This is a genomic window from Shinella sp. S4-D37 (assembly GCF_040812195.1).
In the GTDB taxonomy this organism is placed as follows: domain Bacteria; phylum Pseudomonadota; class Alphaproteobacteria; order Rhizobiales; family Rhizobiaceae; genus Shinella.
Genome location: NZ_JBFNXL010000005.1, coordinates 3284582 through 3306718, shown reverse-complemented (window position 1 = coordinate 3306718; position 22137 = coordinate 3284582). Strand labels below are relative to the sequence as shown.

Here is a 22137-nt window from a genome sequence, read left to right as displayed (position 1 = left end):
AGGAATGCCGTGCCGGCCGCTCCCTTTGGGCTGTTTCGCCCACGTCATGTTCTTCGACCGGGAATGGGGCGCCTTGTCGAACGGTCGGAGCGGGCACTCGGCACGCTCAGGGCGGATGATCTCGCCGGGAGAATTTTCTCAATGAGTATTTCCCTTCTACTGCTTGTCGTCGCCGTCATCGGCGTGGCGGGCTATCTAGCCGGGAGCTGGCGCGCCAACGCGCTTGCCGGCGGCAAGCTTTCCAGTCTTCATTCCCGGCCGGGCTATTACGGTTCCTTCGTCGCCATCTGGTCGGTGCTGCCGGCCATCGCGATCGTGCTGGTCTGGATCACCGCAAGCCCGATCTATATCAGCTCGGCGGTCCGCGGGGGCTTTCCCGACGAGGTGAAGGCCGAGCCGCAGGCGACGCAGAACCTCAACTACAACATGATCGGCGCCATCGCGCGCGGCTTCAAGCTGCTCTCGGCGGAAGAGCGCGACGCGCTGTTCAAGGATGGCGCCGCCGCCCGTGAGGTGCTGGGCAGCAAGGGCGTGCCGCTCGCCGCCGCCCCGACGCCCTACATGCTGACGGCCGCCGAAGACCTCAACCGCAGGACGACGGCGAGCAACATGTTCGTGTCGATCCTCGCCGTGGTCGCCGCGCTTGCCGGCGGTGTCTTCGCCTATCGGTCGATCGTGCCGAAGTTCCGCGCCCGCAATCGTGTCGAAGGCGTCATGCTGGTCGGCCTCATCGTCGCCTCGTCCATCGCCATCCTCACCACCATCGGCATCGTCGCCTCGATGGCGACGGAAGCGATCAGCTTCTTCAACATGGTCCCGGCCTGGGAGTTCTTCTTCGGCACGACCTGGGACCCGCGCTTCGCCGCCGCCGGCGCGACGGATTCGTCCGGCCAGTTCGGCCTGATCCCGCTGCTCGCCGGCACGCTCTATATCGGCTTCGTCGCCATGCTGGTCGCCGTGCCGGTCGGCCTCTTCGCCGCCATCTACATGTCGGAATATGCCTCGCGCCACGTCCGCTCGGTCGCAAAGCCGCTGCTCGAAGTGCTCGCCGGCATCCCGACCATCGTCTATGGCTTCTTCGCCCTGGTGACGGTCGGCCCGTTCCTGCGCGACATCTCCGCCCAGCTGAGTGGCCTCGTCACCGGCAATTATTCCAGCTTCATCCAGGCGCAGAGCGTCCTGACCGCCGGCTTCGTCATGGGCATCATGCTGATCCCCTACGTCTCCTCGCTGTCGGACGACATCATCACCGCCGTGCCGCGGGCGCTGCGTGACGGTTCGCTCGGCCTCGGCGCCACCCGTTCGGAGACGATCAAGCGCGTCATCCTGCCGGCGGCCCTGCCGGGCATCGTCGGCGCGCTGCTGATGACGGCGTCCCGCGCCGTCGGCGAAACCATGATCGTGGTGCTGGCGGCCGGCGTCGCCGCCCGCATGCAGCTCAATCCCTTCGAACCGATGACGACGGTGACGGTCAAGATCGTCAACCAGCTGACGGGCGACCTCGAGTTCACCTCGCCCCAGACGCTGGTGGCCTTCGCGCTCGGCATCACGCTCTTCGTCATCACGCTTTGCCTCAACATCTACGCCCTCTACATCGTGCGCAAATACCGGGAGCAGTACGAATGAGCCAGGTCACCACGAGCCCCTCGATGGCCGCCCTCGGCGTCGCCGCCAAGCCGGAACGCCGCGATATCGGCCTCGGCCGCCGCTACGCAGCCGAACGCCGCTTCCGCCTCTATGGCATGGCCGCCATCGGTTTCGGCCTCCTCTTCCTGTTCCTCCTGCTGTTCTCGGTCTTCTCCAAGGGCTATACCGCGTTTCAGCAGTCGATGATCACCATTCCGGTCGAGTTCTCCGAACAGGTCATCGACAAGAACAACGAACGCGCCACCAATCCGCAGAAGCTGGTCTCCGCCAACTATCCGGTCGTGGCCCGCAATGCGCTTGCCAAGGTTCTCGGCGTTGCCGAAGACGACCGCGCCGGCCTGAAGGCGGTCAACGGCATGATCTCGGACAGCGTCCGCGTGCAGTTCCGCGACCTCGTCACCGCCGATCCGTCGATCATCGGCACGACGCGCTCCGTCACCTTCCTCGCGCACGGCGACCTCGATTCCGCCTTCAAGGGCCAGATCGACCTCACCGTGCCGGAGACCAACCGCAAGATCTCCGACACCCAGGTCGGCTGGATGAACACGCTCGTCGAAAGCGGCGCGCTCGCCAAGCATTTCAACACCGGTCTCTTCACGAACGGCGCGTCGAGCCGTCCGGAAGCCGCCGGCGTGGGCGTCGCGGCCATCGGCTCGCTCTACATGATGCTGATCGTGCTCGTGCTCTCGCTGCCGATCGGCGTTGCCGCCTCGATCTACCTGGAGGAATTCGCCCCGAAGAACCGCTTCACGGACCTCATCGAGGTGAACATCAACAACCTCGCTGCCGTGCCGTCCATCGTCTACGGTCTCCTCGGCCTCGCCGTCTTCGTCAACTTCGCGGGCTTCCCGCGCTCGGCGGCCCTCGTCGGCGGCCTGGTGCTGACCCTCATGACGTTGCCGACGATCATCATCGCGACCCGCGCCGCACTGAACGCCGTGCCGCCGTCGATCCGCTCGGCCGCTCTCGGCCTTGGCGCATCGAAGATGCAGACGGTGTTCCACCATGTCCTGCCGCTCGCCATGCCGGGCATCCTGACGGGCACGATCATCGGTCTTGCGCATGCGTTGGGCGAAACCGCGCCGCTGCTCCTCATCGGCATGGTCGCCTTCGTCGCCGACATGCCGGCAACGCCGATGGACCCGGCAACGGCCCTGCCGGTGCAGATCTACATGTGGGCGAACGAGGCCGAGCGCGCCTTCGTGGAGCGCACCTCCGGAGCCATCATCGTGCTCCTCATCTTCCTCATCCTCATGAATGTCGGCGCCATCCTGTTGCGCCGCCGTTTCGAACGGCGCTGGTAGAAGGATCGATCCTATGAACATGATGTCAGAAGCAGCAGTCGAGAAAGCGCTGGACAAGAAAATGAACGACATTTCCTACAAGATGATCGGCAAGGACGTGTCGGTCTACTACGGCGACAAGCGCGCCCTCTACGACGTCAACCTGAACGTCCGTGAAAACACCGTGACGGCGCTCATCGGCCCGTCCGGCTGCGGCAAGTCGACGTTCCTGCGCACGCTGAACCGCATGAACGACACGATCGACGGCTGCCGCGTCACCGGCCGCATCACGCTCGACACGGACGATATCTACGATCCGGCGATCGACGTCGTGGAGCTGCGCGCCCGTGTCGGCATGGTCTTCCAGAAGCCGAACCCGTTCCCCAAGTCGATCTACGAGAACGTCGCCTACGGCCCGCGCATCCACGGCCTTGCCAAGACCAAGGCCGAGATGGACGCCATCGTCGAGCAGAGCCTGCAGAAGGCGGGTCTGTGGAACGAGGTGAAGGACCGCCTGCAGGAAGGCGGCACCGGCCTTTCCGGCGGCCAGCAGCAGCGCCTGTGCATCGCCCGCGCCGTGGCGGTCAGCCCGGAAGTCATCCTGATGGACGAGCCCTGCTCGGCGCTCGACCCGATCGCCACCGCCAAGGTCGAGGAGCTGATCCACGAGCTGCGCGCCAACTTCACCATCGTCATCGTGACGCACTCGATGCAGCAGGCGGCCCGCGTTTCGCAGCGCACCGCCATGTTCCACCTCGGCAACCTCGTGGAGGAGAACGACACCGACAAGATGTTCACCAACCCGGACGACCAGCGCACGCAGGACTACATCATGGGCCGCTTCGGCTGACGCCCCGTCTTACCTGAACCCGAGCGCATCAAGGACAAAGCCATGTCATCGACCCATATCGTCTCCATCTACGACGAAGAACTGAAGTACCTCTCCCGCCGCATCTCCGAAATGGGCGGCACCGCCGAGCAGATGGTCGCCGATTCCGTCCGCGCCCTCGTCACGACGGATGCGGCGCTGGCCCAGAAGGTCATCTCCGAGGACGTCATCCTCGACACGGCCGAACGCCAGATCAACGACAAGGCGATCGTCACCATCGCCAAGCGCCAGCCGATGGCCGCGGACCTGCGCGAGATCATGGGCGCGATCCGCATCGCCGCCGAGCTGGAGCGTGTCGGCGACCTCGGCAAGAACACCGCCAAGCGCGTCATCGCCGTGCAGAGCTCGGGCATGCCCCGCAAGCTCACCCGCGGCCTGGAGCATCTTGCCGAACTGGCGCTGATGCAGCTGAAGGAAGTGCTCGACGTCTACGCCACCCGCTCGATCGAGAAGGCGAAAGCCATCCGCGAGCGTGACGATGAGATCGACGCGATCTACACCTCGCTGTTCCGCGAACTCCTGACCTATATGATGGAAGACCCGCGTAACATCACGCCCTGCACGCATCTCCTGTTCTGCGCCAAGAACATCGAGCGTATCGGCGACCACGCGACCAACATCGCCGAAACCATCTACTACATGGCGACCGGCTCGCAGCCGGAGGGCGAGCGTCCGAAGGACGACACCTCGACCTCCGTTGTCGCGGCCGGCGTTGCCGACGCGTCCGAGTAAACAGAGTAGGGTTCAGCTTCATGGTGCCCAGAATTGCCGTCGTGGAAGACGAGGAGGCGCTTAGCGTCCTCCTCCGCTACAATCTGGAAGCGGAAGGTTTCGAGGTCGATACGATCCTCTCCGGTGACGAGGCCGAGATGCGCCTGCAGGAGCGCATGCCGGACCTCCTCATCCTCGACTGGATGCTTCCGGGCGTCTCCGGCATCGAACTGTGCCGGCGCCTGCGCCAGCGCCCGGAAACCGAGCGCCTGCCGATCATCATGCTGACGGCGCGCGGCGAGGAGAGCGAGCGGGTGCGCGGCCTTGCCACCGGCGCGGACGACTATGTCGTAAAGCCCTTCTCGACGCCGGAACTCGTCGCCCGCGTCAGGGCGATGCTGCGCCGGGCCAAGCCCGAGGTGGTTTCGACCGTGCTGCGCTGCGGCGATATCGAACTCGACCGCGAGACCCATCGGGTCCATCGCCGCACCCGCGAGGTCCGCCTCGGTCCGACGGAGTTCCGCCTGCTGGAGTTCCTGATGACTTCGCCTGGCCGCGTCTTCTCGCGCTCGCAGCTTCTCGACGGCGTCTGGGGGCACGACATCTATGTCGACGAGCGCACCGTCGACGTGCATGTCGGGCGCCTGCGCAAGGCGCTCAACTTCGCCAACATGCAGGACGTCATCCGTACGGTCCGCGGCGCCGGTTATTCGCTGGAAGCCTGAGCGAACGGGATTCCTCCCAAGGACGGAAATGGGCCCTCAGGGGCCTGTTTGCGTTCCGGGGTGCCGTCCGCCCCTCATCCCGCGTCCCAAACGAAAACAGGCCCTTCCGGGCCCGCATCGCATGTTCTGCCGTGGAAAACCTACCGCATCCGGCGGCGTTCGGCCGAGGGCTGGTAGGCGAGGCGCTGGTGGTAGGTGCAGTAGGGCGAGTTGTCCGGGGACTCGTTGCCGCAGAAATGGAAGTCGTCGTTGAGCGGGTCGCCGATCGGCCACTTGCAGGTGCGCTCGGTGAGTTGGGTCAGCTCCAGCCGCCGCGACATCGGCACGACCACGTTGTTGCCGTTGGCCGGAACCGGAAGGGTTTCGACCTGGGCTTCGAAATCGACGTCGATCTCTTCCTTGGCAATGGTGTTGCCGGTGGGACGGACGACGGCGCGGGCGGCGACGGGGCGGGCTGCGAAGGTCGACGGGCGCGGCGTCGCCGGGGCCGGACGCTTCGGGCGGGCCGCGGCCTGGGTGCCGCCGGCCTTGGCGCGGCCGGGCAGGTTCAGCCGGTGCACCTTGCCGATGACGGCGTTGCGGCTGACGCCGCCGAGCTGCGCCGCGATCTGGCTCGCGCTCAGGCCCTCGCTCCAGAGCTTCTTGAGTTTCTCAACGCGCTCGTCTGTCCAGTTCATGTTTTCGTCTCCGCTCGGCGCCCAGGATGCGGGAATCCCTCGTCGTGCTCCGGACGGGTCCGGAACCTGAGCGCCCTAACTCTCTTGCTGACTAGTTCCGCCGCATGCAGTCTAGTAATTGGTCCTTAACCTAGAGACCGGGGGACTCTGTGACAAGAGTCGCTGGAATCCGGGCGAATCGATTTCGGAGTTTTCCCCAACTTGCTGGTCGGGTGTGACTCGATAGAGACACCTTCCGTGCGCGCCGTGAATCCTCACCTTGCGGGATGTTCAGCGCCATTTCGGCCGCGATTTTGTTGACATCCCGGTACGAAATGCCGATAGTGCGGCATGCCGCCGAAAGGCGGCTTTTGGTTTTTCTAAAGGCTGGAAAAGTCAAGCCGCATTCCTGTTTTTCCGCATCTCTTTTCGGAGGATCCGCGCATGGCCGATGTCGCGCCGCTCTATGAAACCTACATGCGTGCGCCGCTCAGGTTCACGCGCGGGGAGGGCGTGTGGCTGATCGCCGAAGATGGCGAGCGATATCTCGATTTTGCCGCCGGCGTCGCCGTCAATTCGCTGGGCCATGCGCATCCCCATCTCGTCGCCGCGCTGAAGGACCAGGCCGACAAGGTCTGGCACCTGTCGAACCTCTACGAGGTCCCGGGCCAGGAAAGCCTCGGCCGCCGGCTGACGGAGGCCACCTTCGCCGACAAGGTGTTCTTCACCAATTCGGGCGCCGAGGCGCTGGAATGCGCGATCAAGACGGCCCGGCGCTACCATTTCGCCAAGGGCCATCCCGGCAAGTTCCATATCATCACCTTCGAAGGCGCCTTCCACGGCCGCACGATCGCGACGATCGCCGCCGGCGGACAGGAGAAGTATATCGAGGGCTTCGGTCCCAAGGCGCCGGGTTTCCTCAAGGTTCCCTTCGGCGATATCGCGGCCGTCAAGGATGCGATCACCGAGGAGACGGCCGGCATCCTGATCGAGCCGGTGCAGGGCGAGGGCGGGCTGCGCCCGGTCTCGAAGGAGTTCATGCAGGAGTTGCGCCAGCTCTGCGACGAATACGGCCTGCTGCTCATCCTGGACGAGGTGCAGACCGGCGTCGGCCGCACGGGGCGCCTCTTCGCCCATGAGCTGGCGGGGGTCGCGCCCGACATCATGGCGATCGCCAAGGGCATCGGCGGCGGCTTCCCGCTCGGCGTCTGCCTTGCCACGAACGAGGCGGCGGCCGGCATGGTCGCCGGCACGCACGGCTCCACCTATGGCGGCAATCCGCTCGCCATGGCCGTCGGCAACGCCGTGCTCGACGTGGTGCTGGAGGAGGGGTTCCTTCAACATGTGCGCGACGTCGCGCTCGTCTTCCGCCAGGGCCTTGCCGCGCTGAAGGATCGCTTCCCCGACGTCATCGAGGACGTGCGCGGCGAGGGCCTGATGCTCGGCATCAAGGCGAAGATCCCGGTCGCCGACCTCTTGAAGGGCGTGCGGGCGGAAAACCTGCTCGCCGTGCCGGCAGGCGACAACGTGCTGCGGCTGCTGCCGCCGCTGACCGTGACCGCGGAAGAGGCGCGCGAGGGACTTGCCCGCATCGAGCGCGCGGCGGAAAAACTCACGGCCGCCAAGGCCGCGTAAGCAGCGAACGGACAGACAGGACACATCATGGCCAAGCATTTTCTCGACCTTTCCGCCGTTTCGGAAAGCGATCTGCGCGTCATCATGGACGATGCGCACACGCGCAAGGCCGCCAGCAAGGCCGGCACCGAAGCCAAGCCCCTCGCCGGCAAGATGCTCGCGATGATCTTCGAGAAGCCCTCCACCCGAACCCGCGTCTCCTTCGACGTCGGCATGCGCCAGCTCGGCGGCGAGACGCTGTTCCTGTCGGGCACGGAAATGCAGCTCGGCCGCGCCGAGACGATCGGCGACACGGCCAAGGTGCTGTCGCGCTACGTCGATGCAATCATGATCCGCACGACGGACCATGCCCGCCTGCTGGAGCTTGCCGAGCACGCCACCGTGCCCGTCATCAACGCGCTGACGGATCTCACCCATCCCTGCCAGATCATGGCAGACGTCATGACCTTCGAGGAGCATCGCGGCTCCGCGAAGGGCAAGTCCTTCGCCTGGACGGGCGACGGCAACAACGTGCTGCATTCCTTCGTGGAAGGCTCCGCCCGCTTTGGCTACACGATGAAGATGGCCGTGCCGATGGGCTCCGAGCCCGACGACAAGATCCTGAACTGGGCGCGCGACAATGGCGGCAACATCCTGCTCGGGCATGATGCGGACAGCGTCGTCGACGGCGTCGATCTCGTCGTCACCGACACCTGGGTCTCGATGAACCAGGAGCATCGCGCGCGCGGCCACAACATCTTCCAGCCCTACCAGGTCAACAAGCAGCTGATGGCGCGCGCCGACAAGGATGCGCTCTTCATGCACTGCCTGCCCGCCCACCGCGGCGAGGAAGTGACCGACGAGGTGATCGACGGCCCGCAGTCCGTGGTCTTCGACGAGGCGGAAAACCGCCTTCACGCACAGAAGTCGATCCTCGCCTGGTGCTTCGGCGTCGTCTGATGACGATCTTGAAAAGCGTCGCCGGCGACACGATCTAGGGGCCACCACGGAGCGCCGCCAGGCGCTTTCTCTGGTGCATGCCCGCCCGGTATGGAATGATCAGCAAGGGCGAGCGCGATATCACGATAGACGCCTGTCGGACGCAGGCCGGGCCGATGGCCCCGGCGGCGCCGAAGCGTGCAAGGAGCGGAATGATGATGGCGGAAAATGCCTTGAAACTCGGCGAACCCGGCTTTGCCGGCGATGATCAGGTGCTGCCGTTCCAGGTGGAAGGCCTCGACGTGCGCGGACGCGCCGTCCAGCTCGGCCCGATGCTCGACGGCATTCTCGGCCGGCACGATTATCCCGCGCCCGTCGCGCGGCTGCTCGCCGAGGCGATCACGCTCACCGTGCTGCTCGGCACCTCGCTGAAGTTCGAGGGCAAGCTGATCGTCCAGACCAAGGGCGACGGCCCCGTCGACCTGCTGGTGGCCGATTTCGCCGCCCCGGAAAACGTGCGCGCCTATGCCCGCTTCGACCAGGAAGCGCTCGACGCGGCGGTCGCGGCCGGCGCGACGGAGCCGCACGAGCTTCTGGGCAAGGGCATCCTCGCCTTCACCATCGACCAGGGCGCGTATACCCAGCGCTACCAGGGCATCGTGCCACTCGACGGCCATACGCTGGAAGAGATCGCCGGCGTCTATTTCCGCCAGTCGGAGCAGATCCCGACCAAGGTGCGCCTCGGTGTCGCCGAACTCTACGACCGCGATGCGGCCGGCAAGGCGCGCCATCGCTGGCGGGCGGGCGGCATGGTCGCGCAGTTCCTGCCGCAGGCGCCCGAGCGCATGCGCCAGGCCGATCTTCCGGGCGGCGACGGCGAGGAAGCCGGCCACAAGATCGACGACGACGACAACTGGGCCGAGGCGAAGGCCATGGTCGAGACGATCGACGCCGACGAGCTGACGGATCCCAATGTCGGCACCGAGCGGCTTCTCTTCCGCCTCTTCCACGAGCGGGGCGTGCGCGTCTACCAGCCGCAGCAGGTCTTCGACCGCTGCTCCTGCTCGCGCGAGAAGCTGAAGGGCGTCCTCGCCGGCCTCAGCGCCGAGGAGATCGCGCATACGGCCGACGAGACGGGCGAGATCGCGGTCACCTGCGAATTCTGCTCGACGACCTACCGCTTCGAGACGGCGGAAGTCCTGCCGCAGTAAAGGGCGTCCTCCCTCAGTTCAGCGTGCGCGCTTGCCCGGGCGTGTCCAGCGAGAAGGCCGGGATGGCGACGTCGAAGGCCTCGCCGTTCTCCGCCTCCATGCGGTAGCGGCCGAACATGATGCCCGAGGGCGTTTCGAGCGGGCAGCCGGAGGAATATTCGTAGGTATCGCCGGGGCGCAGAACGGGTTGCTCGCCGATGACGCCCGGGCCGTTCACCTCGTCGACCTGGCCGTTCTGGTCGGTGATGTGCCAGTAGCGCGTCATCAGGCGCACGGCGACATCGGAATGGTTCGCGATGACCACCCGGTATCCCCACACGTAGCGGCTGTCGTCGGGATCGGACTGATCGGCCAGATAATACGGCTCTACGGTCACTTCGATGTCGCGGGTCAGCGCACGATACATGGGCAAGCCTTGAACTGATTAGCTTCTGCTATTGTACACGAATGTGGTTTCGTCAAGGATAAGCAAAGAAAGCACCGGCCTGATCGGCCGGTGCTTCCGTATTTGTCCGTCGGTGGGGCGAAAGGGTCAGGACTTGACCCTGGAAAGCGCCCGCGCGAAATCCTCGATGAGGTCCTCGCCGTCCTCGATGCCGGCCGAAAGGCGCACCGTGCCGGCCGAAATCCCGAGCTCTGCGCGCGCCTCGTCCGTCAGGTTCTTGTGCGTCGTCGTCGCCGGATGGGTGATGAGGCTCTTGGCGTCGCCGAGATTGTTGGAGATCTTCACCACTTCCAGCGCGTCCTGCAGCGCGAAGGCCGCATCCTTGCCGCCCTTCAGCTCGAAGCAGACCAGCGTCGAGCCGCCCGTCATCTGCTTGGCGATGATGTCGGCCTGCGGATGGTCCTTGCGGCCCGGATAGATCACGCGGGCGACCTCCTTCCGCTCGGCGAGGAAGTCGCCGATGCGGCTCGCATTCTCCGTCTGCTGCCTGACGCGCAACGGAAGCGTCTCGATGCCCTTCAGCAGCGTCCAGGCGTTGAACGGCGACATGGCCGGCCCCGTGTGGCGGAAATAGTCGTGCAGGTTCTCGTCGATCCACTGCTTGTCCGAAAGCACCACGCCGCCGAGGCAGCGGCCCTGGCCGTCGATATGCTTGGTGGCCGAATAGACGACGACATGGGCGCCAAGCTCCAGCGGCTTCTGGAAGAGCGGGGTCGCAAAGACGTTGTCGACGACGACCTTGGCGCCGATCTGGTTGGCGAGCTTGGCAACGCCCGCGATGTCGATGACCTCCAGCGTCGGGTTGGTCGGGCTTTCGAGGAAGAACACCTTGGTGTTCTTCTGGATCGCCTTCTCCCAGTTGGAAAGGTCGCGGCCGTCGATCAGCGTGCATTCGATGCCGTACTTCGGCGCGAGCGTCTCGACCACCCAGCGGCAGGAGCCGAAGAGCGCGCGGGCGGCGACGATATGGTCGCCGGCCTTCAGCTGGCAGAGGATCGCGGCGGCGACGGCGGCCATGCCGGAAGCGGTGGCGCGTGCATCCTCGGCGCCTTCCAGCATGCACATGCGCTTTTCGAACATGTCGTTGGTCGGGCTGCCGTAGCGGGCGTAGATGAAGCCGTCCGTCTCGCCCTTGAAGCGGGCCTCGGCGGCGGCCGAGGTGTCGTAGACGAAGCCCTGCGTGAGGAAGATTGCTTCTGCGGTTTCGCCGTGCTGGGAGCGGGTCGTTCCGCCGTGGACGAGTTGGGTGGCCGGGCGCCAGGACTTGCTCATGTGATCGTCGCCTTCAAACAAAAAAACCGGCCGCAAAAGCAGGCCGGTTTTGAACCCGGCCTTTTTAGCTACTTGTTTTACGTGGCTGCAAGCCGGCCGGCCAAATCACCACGGGATAATCTGCTAATACTGTGCGACCGCGCTTGCGTCAATTGGCGGCATTTGGTTTTGTGCGGGCTTTCCGGGTATTGTTACGAAATGTGGGCACCGGTTTTCGGAAGAATCGATGCGAAAAGCGGACGGCCGGACCTCCGGCCCGATGCGCTGACGGGACGGTATGGCGATGGGTGGTTCTGCAACACGCAGCACGGGCATTCTGGCGGACAACGCCATTCGTGGCTTGTTCGATGCCGGCAGGCTGAAGAGCGAGGCCGCGCTCGACGACGACCAGGTCCAGCCGGCAAGCCTCGACCTGCGGCTCGGGGCGAAGGCCTTCCGCGTGCGGGCGAGTTTCCTTCCGGGGCCTGCCCATCTCGTCGCCGACAAGCTCGACCGCCTGCAACTGCACGTCATCGACCTCTCGCAGGGCGCGGTGCTGGAGACGGGCTGCGTCTACATCGTGCCGCTGATGGAAAGCCTCGACCTGCCGGCGGAACTGGCGGCGTCGGCCAATCCGAAAAGCTCCACCGGTCGCCTCGATATCTTCACCCGCGTCATCACCGACCGCGCGCAGGAATTCGACAAGATTCCGGCCGGCTATTGCGGCCCCCTCTATCTCGAAATCTCGCCGCGCACCTTCCCGATCGTCGTGCGCCGCGGCTCGCGCCTGTCGCAGATCCGTTTCCGCAGGGGCAATGCCCTGCTCGGCGAAAGCGAACTGCTCGCCCTCCACGGCACGGACACGCTCGTCGCCAGCGAGACGCCGAACGTCTCGGGCGGCGGCATCGCGCTTTCCATCGACCTCAAGGGCACCGGCCCGGACGGGCTCATCGGCTATCGCGGCAAGCACCACACCGCCGTCGTCGATGTCGACCGCAAGAACCAGCACGATATCTTCGATTTCTGGGAGCCGCTGTTCAGCCGGGGCCGCAACGAACTGATCCTCGATCCCGACGAGTTCTACATCCTCGTCTCGCGCGAGGCCGTGCACGTCCCGCCGCTCTATGCCGCCGAGATGACGCCCTTCGATCCGCTCGTCGGCGAGTTCCGCGTACACTATGCCGGCTTCTTCGATCCCGGCTTCGGCCACGCGCCCGCCGGCGGCTCCGGCAGCCGCGCCGTCCTCGAGGTGCGCAGCCACGAAGTGCCCTTCATCCTCGAGCACGCCCAGATCGTCGGCCGCCTCGTCTACGAGCACATGCTCGGCGCGCCCGAGGGCCTCTACGGCTCCGGCCTCGGCTCCAACTACCAGGCACAGGGACTGAAGCTGTCGAAGCATTTCCGCGCCGGCTAGGCCTTTCCGGTAAATCGCTGCGGCCTTTGCCGGAAAGGCTCCGGAGGTTCTAGAGGATGAAGTCGCCCTTGACGAAGACGAGGGCGTCGTCGAAGCGGATGGAGAAATCCGCCTTGCCGTCTCCGTTCAGGTCGCCGAAGACGAGAGTAGCGCCGCCCTTGGCTTCGAAGCGCAACTCGCCCGCCTTCTTGTGGAAGGCCTCGGTGCCGATGAAGGCGAAGGCCTGGTCGCCGCCGGATTTCGTGCTGGCGTCGATGGCCTTCAGGTCGATCCGGTCGCCGTCTTTCCGGGAGAAGTCGAGGATCGTGTCGCGCCCCGAGGCGGCGACGGTCGAATCCTCGATCGATTTGAAGACGAAGCTGTCGGCGCCGGTGCCGCCCTTGAGCCTGTCGGACCCACCGCCGCCCGCCAGCTTGTCCTTGCCCGCGCCGCCGTAGAGCCAGTCGCCGCCGGCCCGTCCGTCGATCCTGTCATTGCCGCCGAGCCCGTGGATCGTGTCGGAAAGCTTCGAACCGCGCAGGGCATCGGCCTTCTGCGAGGGTTTGATATAGGCCGGGTCGCCGTCATGGGTTCCCACCAGCCGGTCGAGATCCCGGTCGGGCGAAGCGAAGGGAATGAAGCCGTCTTCCAGCGCCAGCGCGTTGAAATCGGCGACCCGCTTGTCGCCGTTGACATAGTCGACGACGAAGACCGGCTTGCCCTTGTCGAGGAAGTCCCGCTTGAGGGTCGCGATGGTCTCCTCGTCCGGATCGAGCCGGTTGTTCTCGTCCTTGTCGCCGCGATAGTAGAGGTCTTCCACCGCGATGCCGCCGATGGCGTCGAGATAGGCCTTCCTGCGCACGGTGTCGGAGCCGAGATCGTCGAGGATCCAGGCGCCGTTCTGCGGGATCACGAAGAAATCCGGATTGGTCTCGCGCGCGTGGTCCGTCAGCGCGACGATGAAATCCACCATGCGCTGTGCCGCCTGCTTGACGGTTTTCGGGTCGCCCGCCTCGCGGTCTTTCGCCGAGACCTCCGCGCCCCAGAAATAGTAGCCGTCGACGATATCGAGATAGGCCGCATCGAAGCCGGCCTTGACGATGGCATCGACTTCGCCGGCCTTCTTGTCGTTGAAGATGATCTTCTGCCAGTCGGAATCCCAGTAACGGACCTTGCGGCTTTCCGGCCAGTCCGGATTGACCGGGCCCAGCCAGTCCGGCGCCTTGCCGGTCAGCTTGCCCGTCGCGATGCCCGTGGTCGTCCAGTCGTCGTGCCAGTAGTCGCGGAAATCCGAGGCCTCGCCGATCGAGGTATAGGAGACGACGACGGAGCGCCCGCCCATGCCGTCCTTCATGCGGGCGATCTCGCCGGCGGAAAACCGCCCGGCCACGGTCCCGTCGCGCGATACTTCGATCACCAGCAGGTCGTGCGTTGCCGAGGCGAGCAGCGACGGGTCGAGGCCACCGCCCTTCAGCCCTTGCAGTTCGTAGCCCCAATTGTCGACGGAGACGGCTCCGGTGGAGGTCTTGAATTTGATCATCGTGCCCTGTCTTGTCGGTATGGTCGCCGGCCGCATCCTAAAGCACGCCGCGTAGAAGTGTGCAGCGGTTTCGTGACAGCGGCATGGGAAAAATCAAAGGCCGAAAGCGCCGGGCGCGCGACCCTGAAAGATCGCGCCACGCTTTCGCAGCGCTCGCTTGACATGCCCGGCGAACTGTTGAATGACTGCGCCGTCGCGCTGCCTTGCGGGTATGATGTAATGGTAGCCTGTCAGCTTCCCAAGCTGAACGCGCGGGTTCGATTCCCGCTACCCGCTCCAATCTCCAGGATTATCCGGCTTGCGTTCCCGCCTGCGGCGGCGCCGGCCGATGGGCCGTCTTGTTCCAGAAGAAGGGGTTGTGGCGCAGTTCGCCCACGGCGCGCCAGGCGGCGACCGATAGCAGCAGCCAGTAGACGGGCGTCATCATCCAGTGCCGGCCGATGGCCGCCTGCTCGCGCTCGGTCATGCCGCCGCGCCCGAGCGCGATGAAGATGGCATAGCTGCCGAAGATGTTGACCATGTCGATGACGAAGAGGGTGAATTCGAGCGGCCCGACCAGGTAGGCGGACTGGAAGAACAACGACCAGGTGACGAGGCCGAGATAGGCGACGATCAGCGGGTGGGCGAGCGAGGAGAGGATGAGCCCGCCGATCAGCACCTGGAAGACGAGGCTGGGCCAGAGGCCCATTTCCGAGACGAGGCGCGAGGGATGGCGCATCAGCACGAGCCAGGTCTGCAGCCAGCCCTTGAACCAGCGGGTGCGCTGGCCCAGCCAGGCGCCGCGCCCGACGGGCGCTTCCTCGTAGGTCGGCCGGGTGAGCGTGCCGCAGCGATAGCCGAGCCGGTAGAGCCGCAGCCCGAGATCGGCATCCTCCGTGACATTGTAGGGATCCCATCCGCCCGCCTGCTGGAGAACGCGCGTGCGAAAATGCGGCCTTATGTAGCAAACGCACCAAGCTGCTCGGCCGACCGGAAAGGTTGGAGAAATGATTGAGAGACTAGGTGGTTGGCTGGCGAAAGCAGCCGTCGTCAGCGCCGTTGTGTTTACTGCATGTGGAGTTTTCAACGGCGACGCCCTTGCGGGCCAACTCGACGCAAAACTCTGTGCGATGCCTCTTTGTGTCGGGAAAGACGTCGTCGTAATCGACGTATCCGAAGAGGGTTATAGGAAGCCTCTCCTTGTCGAACTCATCGAGGCCAGTCCTATCCATCAAATGGGAGACGTCGTACGATGTTCTCCCCGCTCCGATTGTCGAGGTTCCGTGCGTCGCCGTTTCGGACATGACAAAGGCGAAGTTGTCGGGGAGCAGCCCGAGGTGATGGTCAATCGCCCACACGAGATTTCGCGTGGGGCTTTGCCCGGTGTTGATCCAGTTGACAAAAGAGCGGATAGCAGCCCGTTCGCCGGAGCGCTGCTCGTAACTCGTTTTGATGTCATCGATTTCGACATAGGCTCGGACCTGCGCCTCGCCAATCTCGCGAGTGACTTTGACGGCGGAATGGGCGCCTTGATTGGCCCGGTGAGTCAGGTAGAGAGTGAGGAAAAGCAAGGCAGTACCAATGCCGACGAAAGCCGTAGACCAATAAGCGTATGCAGCCATCGCTTGTGTAGCGGCATTGATTTCCTTCGTCGCCGCGTTCATGCCTTCTTGGGCGACAAGGTCTCTTTTTTCGCGTTCACGAGCTTCGGCCTCATGCCTCTCGCGGGCCTTGGTGGCGGCCTCTTTCTCGACAACGTCAACCCCGATCGTAAAAGGAAGCTTATAGGCTTGATCGCTTTCTTGGTCTGCTTCCCTATTGGTTTGATCGGAATGTTGTTGTGCCTGCCCTAAATAGGGAGAGACAATCAGTCCAAACGCAACGACGATGATCCAATAGCCTCTAGACATTGTAATAAAAACGCCGCTGTGAATTTGCCCCTGGAAAGCTTATTCCGCACGTTCACCTCTTTCTCGTCAATGCCAATCGCGGCCAACCTCTCAACAAGTTGTGCGTAAGTAACTCCCTTACGTTTCAACTCAGCCTTGAGAAGGTTGGCCGCTTTCATTTCCCAGTCAGTTTTCTCGATCATGTATCACCCGTGATGCTTACGTATCGCATATGATGATATAAGCACTTGCAATGCGTCGGTCAACGTACTATAAACGTTACATAGGTAACGGAAACAGTACGTCATGGCGCAGCATTTTCTCCTCTCGGCAGCAGCCCGCACCCGCACCCTCTCCCTCAAGGAAGTCTACAAGGGCGGCGAAGACAAGGCTTATGAGACGTTCCGCAAGCTGCGCTGGTCGCAGACGGACGGCGAGCCGGTTTGCCCGAAGTGCGGCTGCCTCGACCATTACGAAATCAGCACCCGCCGCAAGTTCAAGTGCGCTGCCTGCCATGCGCAGTTTTCGGTCACGTCCGGCACCATCTTTGCCAGCCGCAAGCTTGGCTTTTGCGACCTGCTCGCAGCCATCTGCCTTTTCGCAAATGCCGTGAAGGGCGTTTCGGCCCTGCAATTCTCCCGCGATCTGGACGTCCAGTACAAGACGGCATGGGTTCTCGCTCACAAGCTTCGCGAGGCTATGGCGCTCGAAACCGTCAATGAAGTTCTGGACGGTGAAGTTGAAATCGATGGCGCGTACTTCGGTGGTCACGTTCGCCCCGAGAACCGTAAGGAAGACCGCAAGGACCGCCGCCTCAAGGCAAACCAGTCAGACCGTCGCCGCGTTGTAATCGCTCTCCGCGAACGTCAGGGGCGCACCCTTGCCTTCGTCCGCAGGGCGGAAGCCGAAGGCGTGGAAATCGCCCGCGAGCGCGTTGTCGCCGATGCCATGATGTTTGCTGATGAGGCAACACATTGGGATGCGCTGGACATGGAATTTGAAACTGGCCGCATCAACCACAGCGAAATCTACAGCGAGCGCAACGGCAAGCACACCAATTGGGTAGAGAGCTACTTCTCGCGCCTTCGTCGCATGGTTGGCGGCCAACATCACCACGTATCGGCCAAGTACCTTTACCAGTACGCAAACCATGCCGCATGGATGGAAGACCATCGCGAACGCTCAAATGGCGGCAACGCCTTCGCCATCGTTGGCGGCGCTCTCAAACACCCCGTTAGCCGGAACTGGAAGGGCTATTGGCAGCGGGCGGCTGCGTAAGCCGCCGCTCCCAACTCAAGTTCCCCTTAGCGTCTACTGCGCTCCGCACATATCCTTCGGCCTTCATCTGGCGTAGCGCCTTGCTCACGCGCTTGGTAAGATCGGACAGATAGTTGCGGTCCCTCGCATCCTCACCTCTCATGGTGACGATCTCGCGAGCGATGTCACGGCTGGACAGCGGCCCGTCCGCGTGCCGCAGTTCGCCCATGATGGCCTTGGACAGTTCTCCTCTACCAAAGATAACTTCCCGCTTCTGGCGCGGCATGGCGGCGTCCAGATCGCCAGAGTAGCCAAGCACGCTCAACGTGCGATCCACCGCACCTATGTCATTCTTGATCTCGGCAAGCCTGTCTCGGATGCGCTCCGCTTCGTTAAAAAGCTCCGCGCGCTTCTTCAGCAGGCCAGTGATTGTGTGATCGAAGGTTTCCGTGCGGGCTTGTCTCATGTCGACATTATAGAAACTCCCTTGCCGCTATTCGCTCGGAATGTTGGTGCGCTTGCTACATAAGGCCGCGAAAATGGTTGGACGTGCCGCCGAGCGGCATGGGCAGGCGCGCGGCGGCAAGGCGCGGCAGCAGCACGCGGAAGAGCCCGGCATATTCGAGTGCGAACAGCGCGCTCAGCCAGCTTTCCCCGGCATTGGTGACGACGAGCGGCGCCTGGAGGCAGGCGACGTCCGGCGGCCCGGCCTCGAAGGTGCGCCAGGCCTCTTCGAGCTGCATGGGATCGACGCGATCCTCGGCGTCGTAGATGACGAGGTAGTCGCCGCGCGCCGCGCCGAGCGCATAGGTGAGCGCCTTCGGCTTGGTGCGCGGCCGGCCGGGCGGCACCGCGACGATCTCGTATTGCCGGCCGAGGCGGGTGAGGGCGAGCGCATCGAGCGTTTCCTGGTCGTCCGCCTCGCAGATCAGCTTGATGTCGAGGCGGGCGGGCGGCCATTCGATGCGGTTGAGGGTGTCGATGAGTTGCGGCACCACCTCCGCTTCCCGGTAGAGCGCGACGAAGATGGAATAGGTCGGCCGCGGCCGGGCCGGCGGCGACGGCGGCCGGCGCTCCCGCCGGTATTTGGCGATGAGGGCGGCCAGGCGGATCAGGACGGTGCCGAGGAAGAGCAGGCTCAGCACGATATGCAATGCCAGCGTGGCCAGCACGGGGGCGAGGGCGGCGAGCACGAGGAGGAGGGTGACGGTGACGCCGGTATAAAAACCCTGCCGCCCGCGCAGCGTGATGCGGGCGCTCGCCTCCGGCATGGTGGCGTGGAGGTCGTCCACCGTATCGCGCAGCCGCCGATACTGGCCGGCCTGCCAGAGCGCGGTCCTCAGGGCGGAGGGCGTGGTCGCCGCCATCATGGTGCGCAGGGCCGGCGAATGCGCCAGCCGCTCGCCGAGATAGGCGAGCCGCTCGGCACTCGGCACGATCGCCGTCGTCGGCGCACGCGAGGCATGGCGCAAGCGCACCACGGTCGGATCGATGAGCTGGGTATCGGCACCGGGAAGGTCTTCGACCTCGGCCGGATCCAGCCGGTCGAGGAAGGGGATGTCGAGGATCTCGGCCAGCGCTTCATAGTAGATCTGTTCCGAGACCGAGCCGCTTGCCAGAAGTTCCGTTTCCAGCGACGTGCCGTGCTGGCTGGCGCGCACCAGCATCGTCGAGATGAGGGGCTTGGGCAGGCCGAGGCGCCGGAAGAGCCGGGCTTCCGTCATCAGCCGGGAGGGCACGGTGTCGTCGGGTAAGGGCGCCAGCGGCGCCGGCAGGACGCCGATTGCGGTGGCGAAACCGATATCGTCGGGATATTCTGCCAGTCGCATGCAGCCCCGCAGCCGCGCAGGCGGCTACGCCCCCTTTAAACCCCAGGTTGATTGTAATGCGGCAGAAAAAAATTGCACCCCTGAGAATCTACGGGCTCCTTGCCTGCTGCCTTCTGCTGGCGGCGGTGCGGCCCCAGGATGCCGTGGCGCAGGAGCCCGCCTCGGTGGACCTGCCAATCCTGTTCGATACGCGCGAACGCATCGCGCGGCCGGATCTGTCCGGCATCGTGCGGCTGCGCTTCCTGACTACGGTGGATTTCCCGCCGTTCAACTTCATCGACCAGACCGGCAAGCTTGCCGGCTTCCATGTCGATCTCGTTCGGGAAATCTGCCGGGAACTGGCGCTCACCGAGAAATGCCAGATCCAGGCCGTGACCTTCCCGGAACTGGAAAAGGCGCTCGTTGACGGCAATGGCGAGGCGGTTGTCGCGGGCGTTGCCGTCACCGCTGAGTTGCGCACGCGCTTTCTCTTCTCGCGCCCCTTCATGCGCCTGCCGGCCCGCTTCGCCGTGGCGAAGCGGGCCTCGCCCGCCGGCGAGAGTGCGGCGGCGCTCGACGGCAAGCGGGTCGGCGTCGTCGCGGCGAGCGCACACGAGGCGATGCTGAAGGCCTTTTTCCCGCGCGTGCGGGCAGAGGCCTTTCCCGATCGCGCCGCCCTGCTTTCAAGCCTCAAGGAGGGCAAGGTGGATGCGGTCTTTAGCGACGGCATGCAACTCGCGTTCTGGACGAGCGGCTCGGAATCGGCCGACTGCTGCCGCCTGTTCGACGGACCCTACCTGTCGGAGCGTTTCCTCGGCGAGGGGTTGACCGTCATGCTCCGCAAGGAGGACGCGACGATCGCGGGTGCGATCGACCATGCGCTGCTGGCGCTCTCGCGCAGCGGCCGCCTGCAGGAGATCTACCTGCGCTATTTCCCGATCAATCTCTACGGCGGCTGACGCGCTACTGGCTGGCCCAGATGATCCGGGCGATCCAGTCGACGTCGTCGATGTCGAAATTGCGGTTGGGATGTTCGGGATTGAGCGAGACGAGTTCGATCGTGCGCGGCGTCTGGCGATGCAGCACCTTCGCCATGACCTCGCCCTCGCGCGTCTTGACGACGACGCGGTCGCCGCGGCGCACCTGCGCGCCCGGCTCGACGATCAGGACGTCGCCGTCCCGGTAGAGCGGCAGCATGCTGTCGCCCTGCACCTCCAGCGCATAGACGCCGGGCTTTCGATCCGGCGAGGCGGGAAACTCCACCACATCCCAGCCCTGGCCGGCGGGAAAGCCACCGTCGTCGAAGAAGCCGCCCGCGCCCGCCTGGGCAAAGCCGAGCAGGGGAATGGTGCCGGCCTGCGGCGGAAAGGCGCCCTGCGGCAGGGCGATGTCGCGCGCCGGGTCGGCCAGCATGAAGAACTCGTCGATCGAGGCGCCGGTGGCGTCGAGCACCTTGGCGATCGATTCCGTCGAGGGCCAGCGCTGGCGGCCGTCGGCGCCCTGCCGCTTGGACTTGTTGAAGGACGTGGGATCGAGACCGGCGCGGCGGGCAAGGCCGGACGGCGAGAGCCGGTTGCGCTCGGCAAGGGCGTCGATCGCTGCCCAGATCCGGTCGTGGGAGAACATGCTGAAAAACCCTGCCAAGGCAACGGACCGGCAAAGGCCGGTCCGAATGATCGGAAGCATATCCAAGGCCGGCGGCCGAGTAAAGGAAAAAGGATTATTTTCCTGTATTCTTTCGGAGCCGCTGTTTCGATGCCGAGAGGGACCCTGAGCTCGGCCGCCAGGCAGGGGAGCGATCGCGCGGCGGCCCTGCGCGGCCGGAGGCAGACCAGTGGGAAAAATTTCCTTCATCCAGTGATTTTCCGCCTCTTTCGCCGGATCGAGCGGCGCGCTATCAAGGCGGAGCGCGGCGCTTCCGCGTCTTTGAGGCCCATTCTCGTGCAAAAGACCGTCTCTTCCGGCATTCTGCTGACGTCCTTCGCCTATTTCATGTTCTCCTTGCAGGATGCGACCGTCAAATGGCTGGTCGCGGCCTTGCCGGTCTGGCAGATTCTGTTCGTGCGCAGCGTGACGATCTTCGTGCTCTGTCTTGCCTTCGGCCGGGGGCGGCTCCTGCAAAGCGCGCGCCGCTCGCCGGTGCTGAAGCCGCTCTTCCTGCGCAGCCTTCTGCTGCTCGCGGCCTGGCTGTCCTACTATACCGCCGCGCGCGACCTCGGCCTGGCCGAACTCACCACGCTCTACTACGCCTCCCCGGTCGTCATGACGATCCTCTCGGTGCCGCTCCTCGGCGAGAAGGTGCCGGGATACCGGTGGTTCGCGGTGGTGATCGGCTTCGTCGGGGTGGTCGTCGCCTGCGGCGTTGCGACGAGGGGCCTGCAGCTTTCGCTGCCCGTCTGCCTTGCCCTGCAGGCGGCCATCTTCTGGGCGATCTCGACGGTGCTCCTGCGCAAGACGGCGCTGCATGAGCGCACCGAGGTGCAGGTGACCATATCGAGCGGCTTCTTCCTGCTCTTCACCGCCGTCGCGCTGCCTTTCGTCTGGCAGCCGGTCGCGTTGCCCGACCTGGCGCTGATGGCGGGAACGGGGGTAATTGCCGGCATCGGGCAATTCGCGCTGTTCGAGGGCATGCGCCGGGCGCCGGTTTCCGTGCTCGCTCCCTTCGAATATTCCTCGCTCGTCTGGGCTTTCGCGCTCGGCTACCTCATCTGGAGCGACGTGCCGGGCGCCAATGTCTTCGTCGGCGCCGCGCTGATCTTCTCCGCCGGCATGGTCATCATCGCCAGCGAAAGGCTCGGCGGGCGTTTGCGAGCCCGGATTCGACCCGTTAAGTGACGACACAACCAAAAGAATTCGGCTTTCATGACAATGGTTGGTTGCAAGCGGTCATGACAACGATA

The 22137-nt window shown here is 64.7% G+C and carries 22 protein-coding genes, 1 tRNA gene and 1 riboswitch; of the genes, 13 read left to right on the top strand and 10 right to left on the bottom strand.

All coding sequences use genetic code 11. The features are described from left to right. The first annotated feature begins 141 nt into the window (after positions 1–141). The 5 genes from pstC to phoB are packed head-to-tail and all read left to right on the top strand — an operon-like array spanning position 142 to position 5255. A complete protein-coding gene (gene pstC, locus AB3G45_RS23705; protein ID WP_367832872.1) occupies positions 142–1626 on the top strand; it encodes a phosphate ABC transporter permease subunit PstC in 1485 nt (494 codons plus the stop codon). Further along, entirely contained in the window at positions 1623–2951 is a 1329-nt protein-coding gene (gene pstA / locus AB3G45_RS23700) for a phosphate ABC transporter permease PstA (protein WP_367832871.1), read from the top strand. Before pstC ends, pstA begins: the two co-directional genes overlap by 4 nt. 13 nt (positions 2952–2964) lie before the next feature. Then, positions 2965–3780, top strand: a complete 816-nt coding sequence (pstB, locus tag AB3G45_RS23695; protein ID WP_367832870.1) for a phosphate ABC transporter ATP-binding protein PstB — start codon at positions 2965–2967, stop codon at positions 3778–3780. Between the two features lie 42 nt (positions 3781–3822). Further along, the gene (phoU, locus tag AB3G45_RS23690; RefSeq protein WP_367832869.1) at positions 3823–4551 is read left to right on the top strand and encodes a phosphate signaling complex protein PhoU; all 729 of its coding nucleotides are present in this window, start codon (positions 3823–3825) and stop codon (positions 4549–4551) included. A gap of 20 nt (positions 4552–4571) precedes the next feature. Continuing rightward, complete coding sequence (gene phoB, locus AB3G45_RS23685) at positions 4572–5255, top strand: phosphate regulon transcriptional regulator PhoB (protein ID WP_244767332.1); 684 nt, start codon at positions 4572–4574, stop codon at positions 5253–5255. A 140-nt stretch (positions 5256–5395) separates the two neighbouring features. Here phoB and AB3G45_RS23680 read toward each other — a convergent pair whose 3' ends face one another. Beyond that, positions 5396–5932 carry a GcrA family cell cycle regulator gene (locus AB3G45_RS23680; RefSeq protein ID WP_367832868.1) on the bottom strand — a complete coding sequence of 179 codons (537 nt, stop codon included), beginning with the start codon at positions 5930–5932 and terminating at the stop codon, positions 5396–5398. A gap of 423 nt (positions 5933–6355) precedes the next feature. On the opposite strand from AB3G45_RS23680, the gene AB3G45_RS23675 reads away from it, so the two are divergent. From AB3G45_RS23675 to AB3G45_RS23665, 3 genes are all read left to right on the top strand, one after another. Continuing rightward, positions 6356–7546: an aspartate aminotransferase family protein gene (locus AB3G45_RS23675; RefSeq protein WP_367832867.1), complete on the top strand. Its 1191-nt coding sequence runs from the start codon at positions 6356–6358 to the stop codon at positions 7544–7546. 27 nt (positions 7547–7573) lie between these two features. Continuing rightward, positions 7574–8485: an ornithine carbamoyltransferase gene (argF, locus tag AB3G45_RS23670; RefSeq protein WP_367832866.1), complete on the top strand. Its 912-nt coding sequence runs from the start codon at positions 7574–7576 to the stop codon at positions 8483–8485. A 197-nt stretch (positions 8486–8682) separates the two neighbouring features. Further along, complete coding sequence (locus AB3G45_RS23665) at positions 8683–9675, top strand: Hsp33 family molecular chaperone (RefSeq protein WP_367833661.1); 993 nt, start codon at positions 8683–8685, stop codon at positions 9673–9675. A gap of 13 nt (positions 9676–9688) precedes the next feature. Here the strand turns inward: AB3G45_RS23665 and apaG are convergent, their stop codons facing one another. Beyond that, on the bottom strand, positions 9689–10081 hold the full coding sequence (apaG, locus tag AB3G45_RS23660) for a Co2+/Mg2+ efflux protein ApaG (protein ID WP_023516605.1): 393 nt from the start codon (positions 10079–10081) through the stop codon (positions 9689–9691). Positions 10082–10207: 126 nt separating this feature from the next. Further along, positions 10208–11392: an O-succinylhomoserine sulfhydrylase gene (locus tag AB3G45_RS23655; protein ID WP_367832865.1), complete on the bottom strand. Its 1185-nt coding sequence runs from the start codon at positions 11390–11392 to the stop codon at positions 10208–10210. A 43-nt stretch (positions 11393–11435) separates the two neighbouring features. Further along, positions 11436–11514: riboswitch (SAM riboswitch) on the bottom strand. Positions 11515–11675: 161 nt separating this feature from the next. Here AB3G45_RS23655 and AB3G45_RS23650 point away from each other — a divergent pair. Then, on the top strand, positions 11676–12785 hold the full coding sequence (locus tag AB3G45_RS23650; RefSeq protein ID WP_367832864.1) for a 2'-deoxycytidine 5'-triphosphate deaminase: 1110 nt from the start codon (positions 11676–11678) through the stop codon (positions 12783–12785). Positions 12786–12834: 49 nt separating this feature from the next. Here the strand turns inward: AB3G45_RS23650 and AB3G45_RS23645 are convergent, their stop codons facing one another. Continuing rightward, entirely contained in the window at positions 12835–14304 is a 1470-nt protein-coding gene (locus AB3G45_RS23645; protein WP_367832863.1) for an MJ1477/TM1410 family putative glycoside hydrolase, read from the bottom strand. A gap of 205 nt (positions 14305–14509) precedes the next feature. Here AB3G45_RS23645 and AB3G45_RS23640 point away from each other — a divergent pair. After that, a tRNA-Gly gene (locus AB3G45_RS23640) sits at positions 14510–14583 on the top strand. Positions 14584–14593: 10 nt separating this feature from the next. Here the strand turns inward: AB3G45_RS23640 and AB3G45_RS23635 are convergent. Genes AB3G45_RS23635 through AB3G45_RS23625 form a run of 3 tightly spaced genes read right to left on the bottom strand, consistent with a single transcriptional unit; the run spans position 14594 to position 16375 of the window. After that, positions 14594–15370 carry a glycosyltransferase family 2 protein gene (locus AB3G45_RS23635; RefSeq protein ID WP_367832862.1) on the bottom strand — a complete coding sequence of 259 codons (777 nt, stop codon included), beginning with the start codon at positions 15368–15370 and terminating at the stop codon, positions 14594–14596. After that, the gene (locus AB3G45_RS23630) at positions 15303–16193 is read right to left on the bottom strand and encodes a hypothetical protein (protein WP_367832861.1); all 891 of its coding nucleotides are present in this window, start codon (positions 16191–16193) and stop codon (positions 15303–15305) included. Before AB3G45_RS23630 ends, AB3G45_RS23635 begins: the two co-directional genes overlap by 68 nt. Continuing rightward, the gene (locus AB3G45_RS23625; RefSeq protein WP_367832860.1) at positions 16151–16375 is read right to left on the bottom strand and encodes a DUF6471 domain-containing protein; all 225 of its coding nucleotides are present in this window, start codon (positions 16373–16375) and stop codon (positions 16151–16153) included. Before AB3G45_RS23625 ends, AB3G45_RS23630 begins: the two co-directional genes overlap by 43 nt. 103 nt (positions 16376–16478) lie before the next feature. On the opposite strand from AB3G45_RS23625, the gene AB3G45_RS23620 reads away from it, so the two are divergent. Continuing rightward, positions 16479–17450, top strand: coding sequence for an IS1595 family transposase (locus tag AB3G45_RS23620; protein WP_367832859.1), 972 nt, complete (start codon positions 16479–16481; stop codon positions 17448–17450). Here AB3G45_RS23620 and AB3G45_RS23615 read toward each other — a convergent pair. Continuing rightward, on the bottom strand, positions 17407–17895 hold the full coding sequence (locus AB3G45_RS23615; RefSeq protein ID WP_367832858.1) for a hypothetical protein: 489 nt from the start codon (positions 17893–17895) through the stop codon (positions 17407–17409). The two genes, AB3G45_RS23620 and AB3G45_RS23615, sit on opposite strands and share 44 nt — an antisense overlap. Before the next feature lie 55 nt (positions 17896–17950). Beyond that, a complete protein-coding gene (locus tag AB3G45_RS23610) occupies positions 17951–19258 on the bottom strand; it encodes a glycosyltransferase (RefSeq protein WP_367832857.1) in 1308 nt (435 codons plus the stop codon). 56 nt (positions 19259–19314) lie between these two features. On the opposite strand from AB3G45_RS23610, the gene AB3G45_RS23605 reads away from it, so the two are divergent. After that, entirely contained in the window at positions 19315–20196 is an 882-nt protein-coding gene (locus AB3G45_RS23605) for a transporter substrate-binding domain-containing protein (protein ID WP_367832856.1), read from the top strand. A 4-nt stretch (positions 20197–20200) separates the two neighbouring features. On the opposite strand, the gene AB3G45_RS23600 is transcribed toward AB3G45_RS23605, so the two are convergent. Next, the gene (locus AB3G45_RS23600) at positions 20201–20863 is read right to left on the bottom strand and encodes a helix-turn-helix transcriptional regulator (protein WP_367832855.1); all 663 of its coding nucleotides are present in this window, start codon (positions 20861–20863) and stop codon (positions 20201–20203) included. 315 nt (positions 20864–21178) lie between these two features. On the opposite strand from AB3G45_RS23600, the gene AB3G45_RS23595 reads away from it, so the two are divergent. Further along, the gene (locus tag AB3G45_RS23595) at positions 21179–22072 is read left to right on the top strand and encodes a DMT family transporter (RefSeq protein WP_367832854.1); all 894 of its coding nucleotides are present in this window, start codon (positions 21179–21181) and stop codon (positions 22070–22072) included. Positions 22073–22137: the final 65 nt, after the last annotated feature.